The organism is Smaragdicoccus niigatensis DSM 44881 = NBRC 103563, from assembly GCF_000380645.1.
In the GTDB taxonomy this organism is placed as follows: domain Bacteria; phylum Actinomycetota; class Actinomycetes; order Mycobacteriales; family Mycobacteriaceae; genus Smaragdicoccus; species Smaragdicoccus niigatensis.
The window spans coordinates 79,361-99,974 of sequence record NZ_AQXZ01000012.1 but is presented as its reverse complement, the minus strand read 5'-3'; the positions used below and the strand labels follow the sequence as shown (position 1 = coordinate 99,974).

At 63.2% G+C, this 20,614-nt stretch carries 19 protein-coding genes; 6 read left to right on the top strand and 13 right to left on the bottom strand.

The genetic code is table 11. The annotated features are described in order from the left end of the window. Window positions 1-2: 2 nt before the first annotated feature. From ilvA to F600_RS0104710, 5 genes are all read right to left on the bottom strand, one after another. Complete coding sequence (gene ilvA / locus F600_RS0104730) at window positions 3-1,343, bottom strand: threonine ammonia-lyase IlvA (protein WP_018159441.1); 1,341 nt, start codon at window positions 1,341-1,343, stop codon at window positions 3-5. A 13-nt stretch (window positions 1,344-1,356) separates the two neighbouring features. Next, complete coding sequence (locus F600_RS0104725) at window positions 1,357-2,244, bottom strand: short-chain dehydrogenase/reductase (RefSeq protein WP_018159440.1); 888 nt, start codon at window positions 2,242-2,244, stop codon at window positions 1,357-1,359. Window positions 2,245-2,326: 82 nt separating this feature from the next. Then, entirely contained in the window at window positions 2,327-5,875 is a 3,549-nt protein-coding gene (dnaE, locus tag F600_RS0104720; RefSeq protein WP_018159439.1) for a DNA polymerase III subunit alpha, read from the bottom strand. Between the two features lie 151 nt (window positions 5,876-6,026). Then, window positions 6,027-6,215, bottom strand: a complete 189-nt coding sequence (locus tag F600_RS32305) for a hypothetical protein (protein WP_245541467.1) — start codon at window positions 6,213-6,215, stop codon at window positions 6,027-6,029. Window positions 6,216-6,269: 54 nt separating this feature from the next. Beyond that, on the bottom strand, window positions 6,270-6,605 hold the full coding sequence (locus F600_RS0104710) for a hypothetical protein (RefSeq protein WP_018159437.1): 336 nt from the start codon (window positions 6,603-6,605) through the stop codon (window positions 6,270-6,272). Window positions 6,606-6,793: 188 nt separating this feature from the next. Between F600_RS0104710 and F600_RS0104705 the strand changes: the two genes are divergently transcribed. From F600_RS0104705 to F600_RS0104690, 4 genes are all read left to right on the top strand, one after another. After that, window positions 6,794-7,015 (top strand): hypothetical protein, encoded by a 222-nt coding sequence (locus F600_RS0104705; RefSeq protein WP_018159436.1) that lies wholly within the window; start codon window positions 6,794-6,796, stop codon window positions 7,013-7,015. Further along, window positions 7,012-8,913 carry a hypothetical protein gene (locus F600_RS0104700; RefSeq protein ID WP_018159435.1) on the top strand — a complete coding sequence of 634 codons (1,902 nt, stop codon included), beginning with the start codon at window positions 7,012-7,014 and terminating at the stop codon, window positions 8,911-8,913. Before F600_RS0104705 ends, F600_RS0104700 begins: the two co-directional genes overlap by 4 nt. 58 nt (window positions 8,914-8,971) lie before the next feature. Then, window positions 8,972-10,111 carry an FUSC family protein gene (locus F600_RS0104695; RefSeq protein WP_018159434.1) on the top strand — a complete coding sequence of 380 codons (1,140 nt, stop codon included), beginning with the start codon at window positions 8,972-8,974 and terminating at the stop codon, window positions 10,109-10,111. Window positions 10,112-10,175: 64 nt separating this feature from the next. Next, window positions 10,176-10,781, top strand: coding sequence for a methyltransferase domain-containing protein (locus tag F600_RS0104690; protein WP_018159433.1), 606 nt, complete (start codon window positions 10,176-10,178; stop codon window positions 10,779-10,781). Here the strand turns inward: F600_RS0104690 and F600_RS0104685 are convergent. The 6 genes from F600_RS0104685 to F600_RS0104660 all read right to left on the bottom strand — a co-directional run bounded on the left by F600_RS0104685 (window position 10,761) and on the right by F600_RS0104660 (window position 16,705). Beyond that, window positions 10,761-11,636: a hypothetical protein gene (locus F600_RS0104685; protein ID WP_040630524.1), complete on the bottom strand. Its 876-nt coding sequence runs from the start codon at window positions 11,634-11,636 to the stop codon at window positions 10,761-10,763. The two genes, F600_RS0104690 and F600_RS0104685, sit on opposite strands and share 21 nt — an antisense overlap. A gap of 51 nt (window positions 11,637-11,687) precedes the next feature. Then, a complete protein-coding gene (gene rarD / locus F600_RS0104680) occupies window positions 11,688-12,596 on the bottom strand; it encodes an EamA family transporter RarD (RefSeq protein WP_026306169.1) in 909 nt (302 codons plus the stop codon). After that, window positions 12,568-13,494: an RluA family pseudouridine synthase gene (locus F600_RS0104675; RefSeq protein ID WP_018159430.1), complete on the bottom strand. Its 927-nt coding sequence runs from the start codon at window positions 13,492-13,494 to the stop codon at window positions 12,568-12,570. The genes rarD and F600_RS0104675 overlap by 29 nt, the downstream gene beginning before the upstream one ends. Further along, window positions 13,491-14,018: a signal peptidase II gene (gene lspA, locus F600_RS26975; RefSeq protein WP_051090735.1), complete on the bottom strand. Its 528-nt coding sequence runs from the start codon at window positions 14,016-14,018 to the stop codon at window positions 13,491-13,493. The genes F600_RS0104675 and lspA overlap by 4 nt, the downstream gene beginning before the upstream one ends. Before the next feature lie 87 nt (window positions 14,019-14,105). Further along, window positions 14,106-15,194, bottom strand: a complete 1,089-nt coding sequence (locus F600_RS0104665; RefSeq protein ID WP_018159428.1) for a GGDEF domain-containing protein — start codon at window positions 15,192-15,194, stop codon at window positions 14,106-14,108. 179 nt (window positions 15,195-15,373) lie between these two features. Continuing rightward, window positions 15,374-16,705, bottom strand: coding sequence for a hypothetical protein (locus tag F600_RS0104660; RefSeq protein ID WP_018159427.1), 1,332 nt, complete (start codon window positions 16,703-16,705; stop codon window positions 15,374-15,376). Between the two features lie 316 nt (window positions 16,706-17,021). Here F600_RS0104660 and F600_RS0104655 point away from each other — a divergent pair, with 316 nt between their 5' ends. Further along, window positions 17,022-17,918 carry a hypothetical protein gene (locus tag F600_RS0104655; protein ID WP_018159426.1) on the top strand — a complete coding sequence of 299 codons (897 nt, stop codon included), beginning with the start codon at window positions 17,022-17,024 and terminating at the stop codon, window positions 17,916-17,918. Further along, complete coding sequence (locus F600_RS0104650; protein WP_018159425.1) at window positions 17,915-18,619, top strand: sensor domain-containing protein; 705 nt, start codon at window positions 17,915-17,917, stop codon at window positions 18,617-18,619. The genes F600_RS0104655 and F600_RS0104650 overlap by 4 nt, the downstream gene beginning before the upstream one ends. A gap of 50 nt (window positions 18,620-18,669) precedes the next feature. Here the strand turns inward: F600_RS0104650 and F600_RS0104645 are convergent, their stop codons facing one another. Together F600_RS0104645 and F600_RS0104640 are read right to left on the bottom strand one after the other, a co-directional pair. Beyond that, window positions 18,670-19,161, bottom strand: a complete 492-nt coding sequence (locus tag F600_RS0104645) for a WKL family lipoprotein (protein WP_018159424.1) — start codon at window positions 19,159-19,161, stop codon at window positions 18,670-18,672. 90 nt (window positions 19,162-19,251) lie between these two features. Continuing rightward, on the bottom strand, window positions 19,252-20,565 hold the full coding sequence (locus tag F600_RS0104640; RefSeq protein ID WP_081628716.1) for a DNA polymerase IV: 1,314 nt from the start codon (window positions 20,563-20,565) through the stop codon (window positions 19,252-19,254). Window positions 20,566-20,614: the final 49 nt, after the last annotated feature.

The window sequence follows — 20,614 nt, the reverse complement described above, 5'->3', positions numbered from 1 at the left end:
ATTTAGGTGAGGTATCGATACGCCGGCGAACCCGGCTCCAGCCGCTCGCAGTGCAAACGGCTCTTCTCCATGCGGTCGAGGAGCGGACCGAGACCCTTAGGATCGCCCAGCTCGAGAGCCACCAGTGCGGCACCAGTCTCGCGGTTGTTGCGCTTGACGTACTCGAACAGAGTGATGTCGTCGTCCGGGCCGAGGACCTCGTCAAGGAATCGACGCAGCGCGCCCGGCTCCTGCGGGAAGTCCACGAGGAAGTAGTGCTTGTAGCCCTGGTACACCAGTGAACGCTCGACGATTTCGCCGTAGCGAGACACGTCGTTGTTTCCACCGGACACCAGGCAGACGACGTTCAGATCAGGTGCAATCGAGACGCCGGAGAGGGCCGCCGTCGACAGCGCGCCCGCCGGTTCGGCGATGATTCCGTCGTTCTGATACAGCTCGAGCATCGCGGCGCACACGGCACCTTCTTCGACGGTCACCATGGCGAACTCGCCGGGCTCGTCCTGGGCACGCTTGCGGAAGTACTGCGACAGACCGCCGTGCGCGACGACCTTCGCGCCTGTCGCGGCGATCGTGTCGTAGGGCAGGTTGCCGATTCGGCGAACCGCCGCACCGTCGACGAACGGGTCGATGTCGTGCAAGGTGATCGGTCCGCCCGCATCGAGCGCCGCGGTCATCGAGGGAGCGCCCGCCGGCTCGACGCCGATGACGGTCGTGTGCGGCGAACGTTCCCGCAGGTAAGAGATGATTCCGCTGATGCAGCCGCCCCCGCCGACGGGGACGACGACCACGTCGGGCTGGGTGCGTAACTGCTCGAGGATTTCGACTGCGATGGTGCCCTGACCGGCGGCGGTGCGCGGGTCGTCGAAGGGCGGCACCATGGTCGCGCCGGTGCGCTCGACGTCGGCGACCGCGGCATCCCAGGCGTCGTCGTACGTGCGGCCGATGGGGATCAGTTCGACGAATTCACCGCCGTGGACGCGGATGCGGTCTCGCTTCTGGTTCGGAGTCTTCGCCGGTACGTAGATGCGGCCGTTGATGCCCATCGTGCGGCACGCGAACGCGACGCCCTGCGCATGGTTGCCGGCGCTCGCCGCGACCACTCCGGCCGCTTTCTCTTCTTCCGTGAGCTGGACGATGAGGTTGTATGCCCCGCGAATCTTGTACGAGCGAACCACCTGAAGGTCCTCCCGCTTGAAGAACACGTTCGCACCGGTCGCGTGCGACAGGCGAACGTTGCGCTCCAAGGGCGTACGCGCGACGACACCGGCAAGTCGCTTGCCGGCGGCGTCGATTTCGACGGCGTTCAGGGGTGAGGGCACCCGACCATCGTGCCAGTTTTGCATGGCGAAACGCACATCACTTTCGATCCTCGGCGGCTTTGAGCTGTCGCTCCGCACGTTCACTCGTCGAGCGGCCGAGCTGGGATACCTCGTTGTCCATCGCCTGCACGAACTTTCCCAGCAGTAGTCGGTTGATGAAGAGGCCCAGCCGGGACTGCACCACGGGTCGTCCCCACAGCACCGGTCGGATCGTGCCGGGTATGCACACCTGTGTCGAACGACGTCGGATTCCGCGCACCATGCGGCGTGCACACTCCTCGACCGACATCGTCGAGTTCATCGGCCACGGGCTTCGCTTCTTCGCCGCGGCGAAGGACGCCATGTCGGTTTGGAGGTCCCGGACCATGTCTGTGTCGATCCAGCTCGGATAGGCGCGTCCTACCGTGATGCCGAGATGCGCAACCTCCAGCGCGATCGTGGTTGCCATCATCTCGACGCCGGCCTTGCTGGCCGCGTATGCGTGCGCACCGGCGAAGGGCATGAAGGACAACACCGAGCAGACGACCAGCACGTGTCCTTTGGTGGCGCTGAGGTGCGGCAATGTCGCGTTCAGCGTGTTCCAGACGCCCCCGATGTTGACGGCGATCGTCCGGTCGAAGGTCGTCTTGCCGATGACGGCAAGGGTGCCGTAACCGGCGATTCCCGCGTTTGCGACCACGACATCGATCCCACCGAAACGGTCGACGGCGGCAGCAACCGCCGACTCGACAGCCGCGAGGTCCGTTACGTCGGCCTCCGCGTACTCGGCCTGGTCGCCGAGTTCGGCACTTAACTGAACCAACAGATCACCGGACGTGCCGACGAGAAAGACGTTGGCACCTTGGGCGACGCACTCGCGGGCAACACCCGCTCCGATGCCGCGCGAAGCGCCGGTGATGAAGACGGTCTTGCCCGCGAGTTTCATGGCCAATACGGTATGCGCGCAGTTCCGACGCCGTCTCGAATCGTTCGACGGCAATTGTTAAATCTGCCGACCAGATGATAGATCAGTTGGCCAAACAGGCCGGTCCGAGCAGTGCCTTGAGGTCACCCATGAGCGCCGACGACGGCATCACCCGGAGGGCGTCGTCGAGTTTGAGCGTTGTCACCTTGTCATTGTTGAGCAGTCGGAGGTGGACGTCGGCCGGACCGGGATGGCTCGACAAAATCCGCTTGAGCTCGGCGACTCGATTTGGCGTGCACGTGTGGGCCTGCAGGCTCACCGCGACCGGCTTCGTGACTCCGATACCCGAAAGATCAGGCACGGCAAGGTCATTGGCGTTGATCTGGATTCGCTCGTCGCGGATGTTCACGCGCCCCTTGATGAGGACGACCCGGTCCTCGGCGATGTCGAATCCGTAGACCGAGTACGCCTGCGCGAAGAAGTTGACCTCGATGCCACCAACGAGGTCTTCGAGTTGAATCGATGCCCACGGCAAGCCCTGCTTGTTGACCCGCCGGTTCACCGAGGCGATGATGCCGCCGATGGTCACCTGGGTGCCGTCTTTGACCTCGCCTTCGAGAATGCGCGGGATCGAGGTGTCGGACTGCGACGCCAGAATGTGTTCAACGCCGTTGAGCGGGTGGCCGGAAACGTAGAGGCCAAGCATCTCCCGCTCGAGAGCGAGCTTGTGCTTGGTGTCCCACTCTTCGTCCGGGACTTTGATCTGGAACACGGACGCAATGGACTCGTCGACCGCATCGTCATCACCGAAGCCACCGAAGAGGTCGAACTGGCCCATGGCCTCGGCCTTCTTCGTACCCATGACCGAATCGACGGCGTCCGCGTGCACGAGCATGAGGCCCTTGCGCGGATGGTTGAGCGAGTCGAAAGCTCCGGACTTGATGAGAGATTCGACGACCTTCTTGTTGCACGCGTTGGCGTCGATCTTGTTGAGGAAGTCGGAGAAGTCATTGAACTTCCCCTTCTCGGCACGCGACGAAATGATCGACGCGACGACGTTCGATCCAACGTTGCGGATCGCGCCCATGCCGAATCGAATGTCTTCGCCGACCGACGCGAAGTTCTGCACCGAGTGGTTGACGTCGGGCGGCAGCACCGTGATACCCAGGTGGCGGCAGTCCGACAGGTAGATCGCGGCCTTGTCCTTGTCGTCGCCGACGGACGTGAGCAGACCAGCCATGTACTCGGCCGGGAAGTTCGCCTTGAGGTACGCGGTCCAGAAGGACACCAGTCCATAGCCAGCCGCGTGCGACTTGTTGAACGCGTAACCGGCGAACGGAAGAACCGTGTTCCACAGGGCGGTGATGGCCGCCTGCGAGAACCCGTTCTGGAGCATTCCCTCTTGGAAACCGCCGTAGGCCTCGTCGAGGATTTCCTTCTTCTTCTTACCCATGGCGCGACGGAGAAGGTCTGCTTGTCCGAGCGAGTAGCCCGCGACTTTCTGCGCGATCTGCATGATCTGCTCTTGGTAGACAATCAGACCGTAGGTCGGAGCGAGGATCTCCTTGAGCGGCTCTTCAAGCTCGGGGTGGATCGGCGAGACGTCTTGCATCCCGTTCTTGCGCTTGGCGTAGTCGGTGTGGGCGTTCACACCCATCGGACCCGGGCGGTACAGCGCGAGGACGGCGACGATGTCTTCGAAGCCGGTAGGCCGCATGAGCTTAAGCAGCTCTCGCATGGCCGTTCCATCGAGCTGGAACACGCCGAGAGTGTCACCACGCGCGAGCAGCTCATACGTCTTCGGATCTTCGAGCGGGAGCTTGTCGAGGTCGAGGTCGATCCCCCGGTTCGCCTTGATGTTCTCGATCGCGTCACCGATGACCGTCAGGTTGCGCAGACCGAGGAAGTCCATCTTCAGCAGGCCGATGGCCTCACACGACGGGTAGTCCCAGCCGGTGATCATCGCGCCGTCCTGCGCGCGCTTCCACACTGGGATCGCGTCGATGAGCGGCTGCGACGACATGATGACCGCGCACGCGTGGACACCGGCATTGCGGATCAGACCCTCGAGGCCGCGCGCGGTCTCGTAGATCTTGCTGACGTCCGGGTCGGTTTCGATGAGCGCCCGGACCTCGGCGGCTTCCTTGTACCGCTCGTGGTCCGGGTCCATGATTCCGTAGAGCGGAATGTCCTTCGCCATGATCGGCGGCGGGAGGGCCTTCGAGATCCGGTCTGCGATCGCGAAGCCGGGCTGTCCGAACTGGACCCGTGCCGAGTCCTTGATGGCGGCCTTGGTCTTAATCGTGCCGAACGTGATGACCTGGGCGACCTTGTCGCTGCCCCACTTGTCCGCCGCGTAACGCACCATTTCACCGCGGCGGCGGTCGTCGAAGTCGATATCGATATCCGGCATCGACACACGTTCGGGGTTCAGGAACCGCTCGAACAGCAGACCGTGCGGAATCGGGTCGATGTTGGTGATACCCATCGCGTAGGCGACGAGGGAACCGGCCGCGGAGCCACGACCAGGACCGACACGGATGCCGACCGACAGCGCGTGCTGGATGAGGTCACCGACGACGAGGAAGTACGCCGGGAATCCCATCTGGCAGATGACGCGAATCTCGTACTCGGCGCGATCGATGTATTCCTGTGACGGCCCGTCCGGGAAGCGGCGGTCGAGACCGCGGAACACCTCCTTGTGGAGCCAACTGTCCTGCGTCTCCCCCTCGGGCACGGGGAAGACCGGCATGCGATCGCTGTGCTTCCACACGTCGTCGTACGGCTGGACGCGCTCGCCGATCCATTCCGTGGAGTCACACGCGCCGGGAACCTGCGCATCCCACAGGGCGCGCATCTCGTCCGCCGACTTCAGGTAATAGCCATCGCCGTCGAACTTGAAGCGCGTCGGGTCCGTGAGCGTCTTGCCGGTCTGAATACACAGCAGCGCTTCGTGATTGGACGCCGCTTCCTTGGTGACGTAGTGGCAGTCGTTCGTGGCGAGCGGTCGAATACCGAGCTTCTGACCGATATCGAGAAGGCCTTCGCGCACCCGACGCTCGATCTCGAGACCGTGGTCCATGATCTCGAGGAAGAAGTTGTCTTTGCCGAAGATCTCCTGCCACTTCGCGGCCGCTTCGAGGGCCTCGCGATCGTGGCCGAGGCGCAGACGCGTCTGTACCTCACCCGACGGGCAGCCGGTCGTGGCAATGATGCCCTCGGCGTGCTGGGCGATGATCTCCTCGTCCATACGCGACCACTTGCCGAGCTGACCTTCGATCGAGGCGAGCGACGACAGCCTGAACAGGTTCTTCAGACCGACCGCATTCTCGGCGACCATCGTCATGTGGGTGTATGAACCGCTACCTGAGACGTCGTCGGATTTCTGGCTCGCGTCACCCCACAGAATGCGGCGAGTGTCGAAACGGGAGGCCGGCGCAATGTAGGCCTCGATGCCGATGATCGGCTTGATGCCGAACTTCTTGGCGGTGTTGTAGAACTCCGAGGCCCCGAACATGTTGCCGTGGTCGGACATGCCGACAGCCGTCATCCCGAGGCGCTCAGCCTCTTTGAACAACGGCGAAATCTTGGCGGCACCATCGAGCATCGAGTACTCGGTGTGGTTGTGCAGATGAACGAAGCCCCCAGTCACCCGACGAGTTTATGACTGCCCTCTGACAAGTTCCGCATGGCATGCCGCGGTGGGAAGGATGTGACGGCAGCCACGTGGATGTTTACCCGTCGCCGACCCCGGGGTAGCCGCCAAGGAGTACCCGCTGATCAACCGAAAGGGAGTACTGATGTCACTCTTCGACAAGGCCAAAGAGAAGCTCGGCGCGAACAAGGACAAGATCGAGCAGGGTCTCTAGAAGGCCGGCGACAAGGCCAAGGAGAAGTTCGGCGAACACTCCGACAAGATCGACCAGGGCGTGCAGAAGGCCAAGGACGCACTGCACCGGCACCAGCCCTAAGCCGCAGTAGTTCGGACACACTGGGAGCCACCCACGTTGGGTGGCTCTCAGTGCCGGTTCTACGCGATGCCGCCGCTATGCGACGCGACGCAGTCCGTGCTCCTTCTCGAAGCTCATCGCTTCGTCGGAGTACTTGCGACCCAGCCCAGCGAACAGTCCGAGCACCTCATGCCAGAAGTACGCGGCACCGCCGAGAACGAACCCTGTGACGGTGACTCCCCACCAGTCACTCCGCATGGCAAACCCCAGATCACCGAACACGTTCATGTGCGCGAACCACGCGACGAACAGTCCGATGGCAATCATGCTCAAGGCGAAGAACTCCCGCATTGGGGAGAAGAACCTTGCAGCGAATTCACATGTCACCAGCACGGCCAAACCGAGCATGGAGACAACCAAGAACGCGGTCACCCGACTCACCTTCTCGATGCAACTTCAGTGGTGCGGAAAGATCAAAGGATCTCCGTATTGCAATTCTGCTCTCGATCAACTTCTGCTGCCACCTGCATTAAGAGCCTGCAACGATAGCTGTACACACGTACGAATCCCGACTAACCTCCAACACCGCAACCCGCGAATTCAATGGAGAGGAGCAGGCTTTGAGCGACGTCGCTGCTGCCCTCTCCGCAGAACTCGGTGGCCGCCTGCCGGCCGCATTCACGCAATTGTCTGAGGACAACCTCGAATGGCTTCTCGAGGCGGTTCGTCGCATTCGCTCGAACACCGCTGAATCGTTGGAGAAGAGCACCGAGGAATCGGTGAACAGCCTGCCCGTCTTGATGCGCGGCCCGGCCCGGTCCATCCTCGGAGGAGACAAGTGACCGAGGTCGCCGACCTGCAGGCCGAATTCGTCAAGCTCGGACGAACGCTGCAGTGCGACCCCTCTGAGCTGCAGTTTCTTACCCCCATGGGCTGGCCCGCGATTCGCGAGTTCCGCCTCGTGCTGACCGATGTCATCACCGAGTACACCCGCGAGCGATTCGCACATCTCGAGCCGCTGGCGAACATCATCCCGATTCCGCTCATCGCCAAGCTCGGACCTACGTATTTCGCACCGGAGATGTGCGCCGCCTTCGTGTCGCTGCTCGGCGAGGAGAAGGCGCTCAAGGTCATCGCGAAGTTGGCTCCCGAGTTCATCGCGGACGTCGCGCCGTACACCGACCCGCGCGTCATCGGTCCGCTGATCGCCAAGGTCGACTTCGCCACCACGAAGAAGGTCCTCCCCCTGCTCATCGAGCGCGAAGAGTTCATCACCCTCGGTCAGTTCATCGACTTCGTCACCCCGGCTCTCCTCGAATCGATCATGCCGATCGTTCCGGATGAGGCGCTCATTCGCGTCGCCGAAGTCGCGGAGAACAAGAGCCAGTACGACCAACTGATTCCCCTCGTGACCGACGAGCGACTCGGCCGCCTGATTCAGACGGCGAACGAGAAGAACCTCTGGTCCATCGCGTTCGAGATGCTCAACGAGGTCAACCCGGAGAATCGCGCACGCCTGGCGAACATCTCGGCACAACAGAGTGACGGCCTGCTCGAATCGCTCGTCACCGCGGTCCACGTTCAGCAACAATTCGACCTCTTTGTCCCGATGACTGCCGCGATCTCCGAGGAGAACCTCGAGCGCATCGCCAACCTGCGCATCATGCGGCGTGACGACGTCATGGCCGCGATCGCGGAGAGCGCGGTGCGGACCGATCAGTGGTCGACGCTCTCGAGCCTCATTCCGCTCCTCCCGGACGAGTCCTTGCGCGCGCTCGCTGCGTCACCCACCCTGCGCGACGCGTCGACCGCGCGCATCGTCGTCAGCGACGCCGTGGGCGGCCACAACCTCATCCCTAATGTGCTGCCGCTGGTGAATCTGGTGACCGACGAGGTGCGGCAGCTCATTGCCGACGAAATCAGCGCGCTGTCACCGGAGGCGCTCGACGACTTGGCGCGCGACGTGCTCGAACGAAATCAATGGGCGAACCTCCTTCCGCTGGTCGCGCTCATGACACCCGACGCGCGTGCGCATTTCACCACTGCAACAGCTGGATTCGATCGTGAGTCGCTGTTGTCGGCGATGGTCAGCGCCAACGATCACGGGCGCTTCTCCGAAATGCTGTCGATCGCCGCGGCGATGCCTGCCGCCGCCCGGCGTCTGGCCGTCGAAATCATCAGCGACAGCGTGTACGAAGAGGACTTTCTCGGCACCGCACTCGATGCAGCGAGCCAGCAGGCCGTGTGGCGTCAGGTTCTCAAACTCGCCGACAGCCTGCCCGCTCCGGTCCTTAAGGGCCTCGCTGACGGCGCCTCGATGCTCAATCTCGACGGCGTTTACCACGCGATTCTGAGTTCGGCAGAGAGCCCCGAGGACTGGAAGACCGGCTTTGCGATCCTGTCCGGAATCCACGATCGAGCCACCGAAGACGGCGTACCGGTCGAAGTGACCGTGCAGGGCAAGCTCATCCAGGCCGCGGTCGAGCAGATCGCCGAATCAAAAGCACTGCAGAACTTCTCGTTTGCCCATGCACTACTCGAAGGCGCGCTCTCGGGTGAAGGCGTGGCCCACGGGTTCGACAACGCCGCGATCAAACTGACCACGACGGCACGCGAGAGCGCGGCTGCTCTCGCCGAGGCGATGCAGGAAGCCCGCGAAAAGGCCTTGGGCCTCCTCGGACGTGCCAAGCAGATCCTCAACCAGCCGCCGAAGCCGAAGCCGACCGATCCGGACGAGTAGCGCCTCAGGCTTGCCCAGTACTACCTCGGCTCGTCGGGCTTCGCTCTAGCTTTTAAACGTGGACCCGAACCAGTCCGTCAGCGAATCGCCGCGCGCCACCAACGTCCGGGCGTCCATCCCGCATCAACTGAAGTCATCTGCGCGGGGCGCATTGGCCGACGTCACGCGCTGGAAGCAAACTGAAATCAACGTCCTCCGTTGGGTTGCAGCCGGGTTGTCACTGACGCTGCCGCTCCTGGCAGGTCATCTCAGCGACCACCTCTCGATCGGTATGGCGGGAGCGCTCGGTGCGCTGGCGGTGTCTGGCGCCGGTCACGCCGGAGTGCTGCGCAACCGGTTGGCCGACTTGGCTCTGGCCGGGGTAGTCACCACCGTTTCTCTCTATGGCGGCATCGTCGCGATCAGTTGGGGTCAGGTGGGCAGTGTCCTCGTGATCGGTTTCGCATTTGCGGTTGCGATCGTGGGCGGAATCCGCCGCTCCTTTGCTATCCGGAGCACGCAGGCCGTCGTCTTCGTGCTGGTCGGGGGTTCACTGCAAGGCGCTTCGGCGCCCACGTGGCACACGGTCGCGGGATTCGCGGGCGGTGCCGTGATGGCGTCCATCCTCACGGTCTGCGCGTTCACGTTCGAGCGTGCGCTCTTGGGCGGGCAAGTCGGCGGTGATCCGGCACCACACACGCTGCGGGCCGACGTACGGACCTGGCGACACCAAATGACCACCCTCATCGGGTGGCAGTATCCACTCCGGTTCGTGACCTGCCTGATCGTCGGCGAAACCATTGCGCACTTGAAACCCGGTACGCATTCGTACTGGATACTCCTGACAATCACACTGGTCGTCCAGCGCGACCACAATGCTTCGCGCATCGTCACGATCCAGCGTGGCGTCGGCACCTTGCTCGGCGTCGTCGTCGGCGCGCTCTTTCTGCTGCCGCTACCGTTCTGGCTGGTGTCCGTCCTGTTGGGCGTGTTGGGCGCGATCCGGACGTACCTGAAGACTGCCAACTACGCGGCATACTCCCTCGTGATGACGCCGCTCGTCGTGATCTTCACCGAACTCGACATGCCGCTGACGGCAGAATTTCTGCGGGAACGAATCGTCGACACGGCGATTGGATGTGTCGTGGCCCTGACGGTCGGTAGTGCGGTGTGGCAGAGGCTGGGATCATCTGATTCGCAGGGAAACTCGCGCCGGTAGCCGCACTGACTCGGTCACCCACATGCTCTTTCGGCGCGGTTGGCTCAGGTGCAACAGTGGTCGAATGACGCAGCCGGGCTACGACGCAATGGCCGACCTCTACGCCGCGACGTTCCCCTCGGCCTACCAATTTCCGATCGAGCAGCACGCCGCAGCCGCGTTCGCGGAGGTGGTAAGCGGCCGCGAAGGTGTGACTGTCGATGTTGGTTGCGGGCTGGGACACGTCACAGCGGATCTCGTTGGTCGCGGACTCGACGTAATCGGGTGCGATCCGAGCGTCATGATGCTTGATCATGCGCGGCGCACCTATCCCGACCTCACCTTCATCGAGGGCGAGGCAACGTTGGCGACTTTGCCGGAGATCAAGATTGCCGCGCTCATCGCCCGCTTCAGTCTGATCCATGTCGAACCGACGCAGGTTGCTGAGGTGCTAAAAGGCTGGTCCGAGCGACTAACTGCCGACACACCCGTGTTGATCGCCTTCCAGGCAAGCGACGAGCCGGGCCCGCCAATCCAGTTCGATCACGCTGTTGCGCCTGCGTGGCGCTGGCACCCGGATGAGTTCAGCCGTATCCTTCGGCAGCGCGGTTTCGACGAGGATTGGCGAATTGTCTATCGCGACAACAGCTACCGATTTCCGGTCGGCCACCTACTCGCGCACCGCCGGTAAGTCCCACTGCGCGAGAAGCCCGAATACCTCGGGCACCGTCCGCCCGACCGCGAACCGAAAACAGGCAACCGCGCCTTCGTCTGTCAATACCACCGCTATTGGACCGCTGCTCATCCAGCGACTACCCATCTTGCGCAGCTCCGGCGACGCATGTAGTTCGACATCCGGTAGCGACGACAAACCACGGGCCGAACGCACTCTCGTCGCGACCGCGGCGACGGTCCAGGATTCCGCGAGCCCGGCCGGGCGAAGCGATGCCCTGGTTCGGCCCCGCGGTTCGGGGTACGACACCACGGTCATCGAATCGGAGCGCTCCACCGTCCACCGCTCGCGCTGGAAATCGAACCGGCACACTTGGTCGGCATGCAGATCAACCGTCGCGCCTAGCGCTTCCAACGCTGCGATGCACTCCGCCGACAGCAGGCGATCGGCGAGCTCACGCTCACGGCGACGCAGTTCGAGTTCGTACTTCTCCTCCGCGATCGGCGCGTACTCGTCAACGAGTGCATTGCGATCCGCCGGCGCACCGGCCCGCAACCGCTGGTAGAGCCATTCCGGGTCGATCTGCAAGAAGTACCGAAAGTACACGTCGTGTACGACGTCGTCGGTGGTGAGCCGACGATCGTCGACGAGGAGTCGCACGCCATAGTCCACGGACCAGACAGCGGAAACCTCGCCGTTGACGATCGCGATCCACGACCAGCCGCGACTGCGAACATTGGGAGCCGCCGCCGCCAGCATGGCGCTGAGCAAGGTGCCGTCGTCGATACGCAACTGCCATCGATGGGACTCGGCGTCATCCCCCATCGCGACACTGTCCCGGTCAACGCCCACCGTGATCTGCGAAGGTCTCACCGTCGCGATGGTACTGACACAGACGCTTCGGCAACGAACGCGAAGGCAGGGTCAAACACCGACGGGAACCCGGCGCATCCGCCGCACTGAATCGACCGTGAACAAGGTCAGGGCCGCCCAGATGAGTCCGAACCCGATCCACCGCGACACGGGCATCGGCTCATGATTCACCCACACGCCCCATGCCATCTGCAGCGCCGGGGTGATGTATTGCAGCAGACCGAGAGTCACCAACGGCACGCGCTGAGCGGCCGCTGAGAACAGGACCAGAGGAAGCATCGTCACCGGTCCGGTGACGATAAGAAGCACCCACTGCCCCACCGTGGACGCGCTCGGGCCGGACTGCGCGGCGGTGACGACGAGGAAAATCACCGCGACGGGCGCCGCGACCAGACCTTCGGCGGCCAATCCCTGAACCGGTTCGAGCGGAACCACCTTCTTGACCAGGCCATACGAAGCAAACGAGGCCGCCAGGACGAGTGCGAGCCACGGCGGATGCCCGTAGTCGATCGTCAGCACCACCACAGCGACGACCGCCAGCGCGACGGCTCCCGCCTGCGCCCGGTTGATCTTCTCCCGAAACAGCACAACGCCCATCACGACCACAACGAGTGGAGTGATGAAGTAGCCCAACGCGCATTCGACGACGTTCCCGCTGATCACGCCGTAGATGTAGGTGCCCCAGTTGATCGTGATGAGCGCCGACGCCGCGGCCACGAGTCCCCAGGTCCGCGCCCCGATTCGCGTGAGCTGACCGATGCGGCCCAACACGAGCAGCACCGCGATCGCGAAGACCAGGGTCCACACGACGCGGTGCGCGAGCACATCGACCGCGCCCGCGAAGTTCAGCAGTCCGAAGAATGCCGGAAACAGGCCCCAGATGAAGAAGGCCGAGGCGCCGAGAACTGCGCCGCGTTCCGAAGTATCCGGTTCAGACACTGCGCAGCACGTCGAGGGCATGCTGCAGATCGTCCGGGTACTCACTCTCGATCTCGACCCAACGTCCGTCCGCGGGATGCGTGAACCCGATCGACTTCGCGTGCAGCCACTGTCGCTCGAGACCGAGTCGCTGCGCGAGCTTCGGGTCCGCGCCGTACATCGTGTCCCCACAGCACGGATGCTTGATCGCCGCGAAATGCACACGAATCTGGTGCGTCCGGCCGGTCTCGAGGTGGATGTCGACGAGGCTCGCCGCCGCGAACGCCTCGATCGTGTCGTAGTGCGTGATGCTCGGACGGCCCTCAGAGGTGACCGCGAACTTCCAGTCCGAACTGCGGTGCCGGCCGATCGGCGCGTCGATCGTGCCACTGCTCGGATCCGGATGCCCCTGCACCAGCGCGTGGTACTTCTTGGTCACCTCACGGTGCTTGAATGCCCGCTTGAGGTGCGTGTACGCGCGCTCGGAAGCCGCCACCACCATCGCTCCCGAGGTTCCGACATCCAGGCGCGACACGATGCCCTGGCGCTCTGCGGCCCCGGACGTCGAGATGCGGTACCCCGCGGCGACAAGGCCCCCGAGAACCGTCGGACCGGTCCAGCCGACACCGGTGTGCGCGGCGACACCGACGGGTTTGTCGACGACGATGAGATCGTCGTCGGCGTAGAGAACCTTGAGGCCCTCGACCGGCACGGCTTCGATCGTCAGCTCACGCTTGGGCTCCGGCAGTTCGACGTCGACCCATTGGCCGGACGCGAGCTTGTCCGACTTTCCGAGCGCCTTTCCGTCCGCGGTGATCGAACCTTCGTCGGCGAGCAACGCGACTGCGGTCCGGGACATGCCCAGCAGCCGCGACAGTCCAGCGTCGACCCGCATGCCATCCAGGCCGTCCGGGATGGGCAGCAACTTGCTTTCTCTCATTTGTGTCCTCCGCGGGTGCCGTCCGGCTCGATGCCGAGGAACGTCAGCCCGACGAGAAGAATCGCACCGCACACGATGCCGGAATCGGCGATGTTGAAGACCGGCCACCAGCCGACCGCGAAGAAGTCGACGACGTGGCCTTCCATGATGCCGGGTGCCCGGAAGATGCGGTCGGTCAGATTGCCGAGCGCCCCGCCGAGAACCAGCCCAAGCCCGATCGCCCACGGCAGTGAACGCAGCTTGCTGCCCATTCGCACCACGCCGATCACGACCCCGATCGCGATGAGAGTCAGCACCCAGGTCATGCCGGTTGCCATCGAGAACGCCGCTCCCGGGTTCCGGACGAGGGTCAGCGTGACGACATCGCCGATGATCGAAACGGGGTCACCCGGCTTCAGATACGCGACCGCAGCGATCTTCGTCGCGAGATCCGCCGCTAGAACCGCACCCGCCACCAACAACAACCGGGACAGTCGGATAGGAGCGATTGCCACCTCCTGATCAGTACTCACGCACTCCATCATCCCTTATCCACAAGATGGCGTGAACGACAGCGCGCACGGACCGGCTGTGGTCCTTGACGCGCGCTCGTTCGTCTGCCAGGGCTTGAGTCAGTCGAGGTCGCGCTGTACCCCGCCGTCGTCGTCGAAGCTGCGATCAATTTCCGGGTGCTTGTTTCTGTACATCGCGTTGTCTGCCTGTTCCAGGATCGTTTCGGCATCGTCGAAGTCGTAAGGTCCCGTGCTGGCTGCGCCGATGCTCACCGATACGCCGGGCAGCTGCTTCGAAAGGGAGGCATGAATTCGTTCCCCCACAGTCTCGATCGCGCTCCGGGCCGTCGTATCGGAAAGAATCAAGCAGAACTCATCACCGCCGTATCGGAAAGCCGAGTCATTTGTTCTGGCGACTGACCGGAGGATTGCGCCGATTGTTCGCAAGACTGAGTCCCCGTGAGCATGTCCCTTCTCATCGTTGAGAGTCTTGAACTTGTCGACGTCAATGAACATCACGGCGACCGGCTCACGACGACGCTGACTGCTGCGAAGTGTCGTCGTCAGAGCATCGAACAGCGATCGTCTGCTGTGGACTCCGGTCAGCGGATCGAGCCGCAGCATCAGATCGCGTTCATTGATGGACTGTTCGAGCGCCCGGGCGTATCCGTCGGTCCTGGTGTGCGCAGCCTCGATCTCGCTCACCAGCGAACGGATATAGGTTTCGAAGACCAGACTGACGTCGAAGTAGACGAGTTTTCGCAGCGCGGTTGATGCCCGGAGGGCGGCGTCAGTCGGCAATTCGTCCTGCAGTGCGCGGATCAGTTGGTCTTGAAGTTGATAGACGGCGGACAAGTACAGATGCGGTTCCACACCGATGCGTTTGTGTACCAGTCCGATTCGAAGTCGACTATTGACGTAGTCCAAGTCGTAGTTGCCGCTGAAGAGATCGATGACGTAGCTGCGTTGCGCCTGTTGAAGGTGTTTGAGGGTGTCCGCGTCACCGATGACTGCGGCGATTTCGGGGACGGCGATCTGAGCTTCGTAGAACGAGTTCACGATCGACTCGATATTTGTCTCGATCGTCGGAAGGCAAAGGATGAGAACGTCGATGTCGTCTCGCTCGAAGTTCAGCAGAGTCTTACGGAACCGGACATCACTCTGCGTGATCCGCATTTGCTCCATGAGCGTCTGCTGAAGGCGTTGCATCACCGCAAGAATCTTAAACTGCTTAGCGAATCACCGCGGGCGAGTTGTCGCGAGAGGTCGCCACGACAACCTTCGGACCGCCGCGCCGTCGGCCACCGACCCGCCGGATTCTGGGCGGGGATCGCCTACCGAATCAGTTAGGCACAACACCGAGGTGCGCCACTAGTACGGCCGCACCGCTAACGGATGTACGGATCTTCCTGTACCCAGTGGAACCCGCGGTCGGTGAGTGGGAATGAGCTGACATCTTTGAGGTCAAACGAAGTGTGCACTTGGTGCTCGGCGAACCGCCCGTCGATGATCAACCGGTTGGGACCTGGGAACCAGTAGGTGAGACGGACTTTCGTGGGTGTGTGCGCGAATGTGCCGAGTTCTATTCGGTAGGTCAGGTCGATGATGTGGCGTCGTGGATCGATTCGTGCGCCATAGATTTCGAAGGAGTCGTCCATGTGTTGGATGGTCACCATGACGGGCTCGGACGAGTGGAACGGGCGATCGACAACGACACGGCGCCAACGCAAATGGTCAGTGAGTAGCGGTTCGCGTTGGTAGCCCTCGAGGGAAAAGCGGTGGACCTGCCAGATCCCGTAGAGGGCTGGCGTCGGGCGATTCCATTGTTGCCATTGCTGACCGCTGATCGCGCCGAGCAACGCCAAGCCAACCAGCACCTGGATCGCAACAGCGCGCCGGCTCACTCCGAACGGATGCCGCACACTCGCGGGAATCGCTTTGTCGGACAAGAGCACTGCGGTAAGACGTCGGACGTGCGGCGCCAACAGGAAGAGGCTCAACAGCAGCAGGTGCGACGAGACCGACTTCAGTCGGATGTCGTAGGTCATGTTGAGGACGAACACCTGGGTCATGTCGAGCATGCACAGCAGCGCGCCGGCCGCAGCGGTGCGCGGAACGAGGAGCAGCAGGCCGCCGATAACTTCGGCAGCACCGAGCAACACTTCGTACGTCGGCGACACGCTGATTTGCGCCCACAGCACGCCGGTGGGGCTGAAGTCGCCGAACGGTTCGATCAGGCGATTCAGCACGACCGGCATCTGCGTGGGGAGCAGCTTCGCCATCCCGAAATAGAACATCGCGGCGGCGAGTACGAAGCGCAGGAACAATCGCGTCCACACGTACAACCGTGTGTACGACGTCCGGACGTCGGCAATCGACCACACGACCGTCGCCAAGCCACTGAGCGCAGCCAGACAGAACAGCACACTCCACTGAAACGCGCTGTCACTGCCGATCTGCGTACTCGTCACGTCCAACCCGAGAGCGTTCGAACCGATCCAGGAGACGGGCATCCGAACGTAGTCGAGCACCGCTGACATCACGGTCGCCGAGATGGGAATTCCGATGCCGCGCAACATGATTGGAATCAGACCTAGTACGCACAGCACACCGAACGTGCCGAAGTAGCAGACGCCGAATCGGAAGCCGAGGAGCGTCCATGGTGCCCAACGGGTTCCGTCGGCGACTTCCTCGCATGCGAAAGCCTCGGTAACGGCCATGCGAAAGTCCTTCCCTTGTTGGGACTTTCATGATCCGGCAACACACAACGACCGGTGGAACGTTGAGGGTGGGGATTCACCACCCCTAGGTGTGGTTCATCGATGCGTGCTTCGACGAATGGCGTCAATGTTGACCTTGATGCCGGGCACAACAACGTCGCGCTAGTACGTCAGTACTACTTAACCTAGTTCGCAGACAAGTACCTCAAGCCGACGCAGCAAACTTGTACGCCCGTACTAGACTGGACGTTTACTCATCGCTGTCACTTAACCCCTTATCAGCTAGACACATAATTCGGGTGAGTAACCTTGGACCGTGATTCGAGCGCAGTGGGTTGCGGTGACCGCAACGATGGCCGTCCTGATCACGGGTTGTGGCAATGGGTCCGAGGCCCAGACAAACGGCCCGTTGGTCAGCTCGGCCGTAACGGTTCCGTTGCCCACCTCCGTCGTCGAACTCGTCGATCCCGGCGCCGCACCACGTGACGTCCTCACCTTCCACCCGGATGCCGACAAGACCCAACAGGCGACGCTCCGCACCGGGTACACGGTCGAGCAGCGAATGAATTCGCAAGCGCCACAAGATGTTCCGAACCCGGAAATGACGATCCCGGTCACCGCGACCGCGTCGACGAACGACATCGAACTGACTCTCGGCCAGGCCACGTGCCCCGAGGCGCCACTCAACAAGTCGCTCGAAACGGCCGCTGGCGGGCGTGCGGGCTGGAAGTTCGGCGCCAACGGAAGCCTGACCGCTCTGTGGCTCCGCCCCGTCGACGCCGCGGATGACAACGCCCGTGCCGCGATCGAGCAGAGCTTCCTGCTCGCGGTGCAGTATTCGATGAGCCTTCCCGGCGAAGCGGTCGGAGTCGGCGCCATGTGGCGAGTCCGTCGGGACGTCCTCGGGACGATGCCGGTCCAGCAGATCACCGAGGTGACGCTCGTCGAACGCGCAGGTGACCAGTTGACGCTCGATATTCATGTCGTTCAGGAGCCTCGGTCGTCGGTCTGGAATCTTCCGGACGGTCAGGGCACTCTCAAGATCGACAAGTACTCCATGACCGGCGGCGGCCGCGTGATCCTCGATCTATCGCAACCCGTGCCGGTCGAGGCTCATCTGACGCTCACCGGCGAAGAGAGCTACGTCGATCCGAACGGCACGAACTCTCTGCGCCAGACCTCGACGACGCGCGTCGGATGGGATCGCCAGTGAAATACGCTCCGGCCGTTCTCGCCGCGGCGCTGCTCGTCGCCGGCTGCTCGAGCGACAACAAAGACCTGCCGGATCTCGGCCCTTCGATCACCATGTCGCCCCCGGCCGCCAACGCCGGCGTTCCCGACTCTGCAAAGCTGATGTCCGCATTGCTCACCGAGTCCGAGCTTCCGGTCGGCTTCGGCGCACTGGCCGACCCCTCGATCGGCCCCAGCGCCGCCCAACCCTCGCCGACCAAGGCCAGCACGAACACGGACCCGCCGGAATGCGCTGCCGTGCTCGAACCGATCGCGGACGTGTCCCCGGGTGCCACCGGTCGAGCCCTCGGCCGATTCCAGGGCACGGACTTCAGCAGCATCGACATCGACGCAGCGAGCTACTCGCCATCGACGGTGGCCGACGCCTTCGCACACGTCCAGGACGTGTTCGCCAAGTGCACCGAGTACTCCGACAAGGACGGCGACGGCGTCAAGATCAGCTTCACCCTCGCCCGTCTCGACCGCCCGAAGAGCGGAGACTCCTCGGTCTCGATTCGCCTGCAGACCGAGAGTGAGGGCGTCACTCTCACCAGTGACGTCGTCGTCATGGTCGTCGGCACGACGATCGTCCAGTTCGCCGCCACGGGTACCAGCCCGATCGCGCCGCAGGTTCTGACTGATCTCGTCGACAAGCAGGCGACGAAAATCCGCGACATCAAGTGACAGCAAAGCGCCCGCACTCCGGAAGAGTGCGGGCGCTAAGCGTGGCTTTATCAGGCAGCCGGGCAGATCTTGGATGACTGGTTGCTGGCCTGCAGCATGTTGCAGGTCCATTCCTTGCTGACCTTCCAGTGCTTGTTGATGTAGACAAGCGGCACCGTCAGCGGGTTGGTCTGTCCATTGACCGTCCACTCACCGCTGGCGCTCGCGGTCGGGTTGCCGTCCACGACGCCCGTCGCGTCGACCTTCGACAGCTTGATGGTGGCGCCGGAGTCCTTCTGCGACTTCACCAGGCTCGGGATGAGGTTCGGGTCGTCCTCGGCACCCTCGATCCAGGCGGTGCTCTCGGCGTCGTCACCGGTACCGCCGAGGGCGTTCTTGAGGGCCGTGTTCAGCTCCGCGGCGGTCGGCGGCGCAACCGAAGACTTCTCGACAGAGGTCTTGGCAGTGGAGCCACCACCGGAAGACGAACAACCGGTCAATCCGAGCGACAACGACAAAGCAGCGGCGGCCACGATGGCAGCACCAGTCTTGCGAAACTTCACGCCAGAGTCCTTTTCTATCTACTCTTCGGGTCTAACTCCAGCGGTTGCCAATTCAACGCTGGCACCGCTAACGGCTTCCCACCCTACCTGTCAGTTCAGGCTGTCCAGGGGATCGGCAGGTGACAATGCGGCATCGTTGACGGCAAACGTTCGCATCGCACCAGGCCCGGTCGACCGGGTCTCGAACCGGATCGAAACGACCCCGTGGCCACCGCCTTGCACCCAGCCATGGCCGAATTCCGGATGGAGAACGTCATCGCCCGGGCGCCACGCCGCCGGAGGCTTTTCGACAGGTTCGACCGCGGGCCCGGATTCTTCTGTCTCCGAATGGGTTTCACCGGAATCCAGAGAAAACAACGCGCTCTGATCGGACGTCGCCAATCCCCCGAATCCGACGCCGGCGAGCCGCACCGGCCCGATTGTCATCGGGTCGAGAACAAGTCGGAGAGCGGCGGTCGTGAGGTCGTCGAGATCGGCCGTCGGAGCCGGAAATGTGGCCGATCGAGTGAGAACACTCATATCCGACTTCCGCAGTTTGACGACGACGGTTCGCGCCGCCCGTCCGTCGCGGCGCAATCGCGCATGTGCCGACGCTGCCAGCGATCGCACGGCAACCCGCAATTCAGCGAGCGTGATGATATCTGCGGCGAAGGTCGTCTCGACGCTGATCTGCTTCGCCTCGCCCCGCTCCTCGACCGGTCGGTCGTCGATTCCGCGCGCCAGACGATGCAACGCCAAGCCGCTCGTTCCGCCCAGCAGCGACGCGGCTTCCTGCTCGGTCAGCCTGGCGAGCGCTCCGACGGACTCGATGCCGGCAGTGCGCAGTCGACCCTCGGCAACCGGCCCGATCCCCCACAACTTGCGCACGGGGAGCTCCGCGAGAAAGGCCTCCTGTTCGGCGGCGGTCACCACCTTCACCCCGCCCGGCTTCGCCAGCCCGGACGCGATTTTCGCGACCTGTTTTCCCGGCCCGACTCCGACCGAACACGACAGTTCGCACTCGTCGAGGACGGCCTGGCGAAGGTCGAGTGCGAACTGGGCCGCTTCCTCGGCGGAGGCACTCGTCAACTGCGGCGGCTCCCCGAACGCCTCGTCGAACGACAGCATCTCGAGGACCGGCATTCGTTGCCGCACAACGTCGAACACCTGACGGCTGACCACCGAGTACAGCCCGATCCGCGGCGGCAGAACCACCGCGGTAACTCCGATCATCCGGCGGGCCTGATGCATCGGCATCGCCGATCGGGCGCCGAACACCCGAGCCTCGTAGCTCGCACCCGCGACGACTCCGCGACCACCAGTACCGCCCACCAGGACCGGCCGACCCCGGAGCGTCGGCCGGGTCAACTGCTCGACCGATGCGAAGAACGCATCCATGTCGAGGTGAAAAACCCAGCGCGGCACAGTCCGAACGTAGCCTAGCCAGGCCTCGCGTCCACGCAGTGCCGTTGGA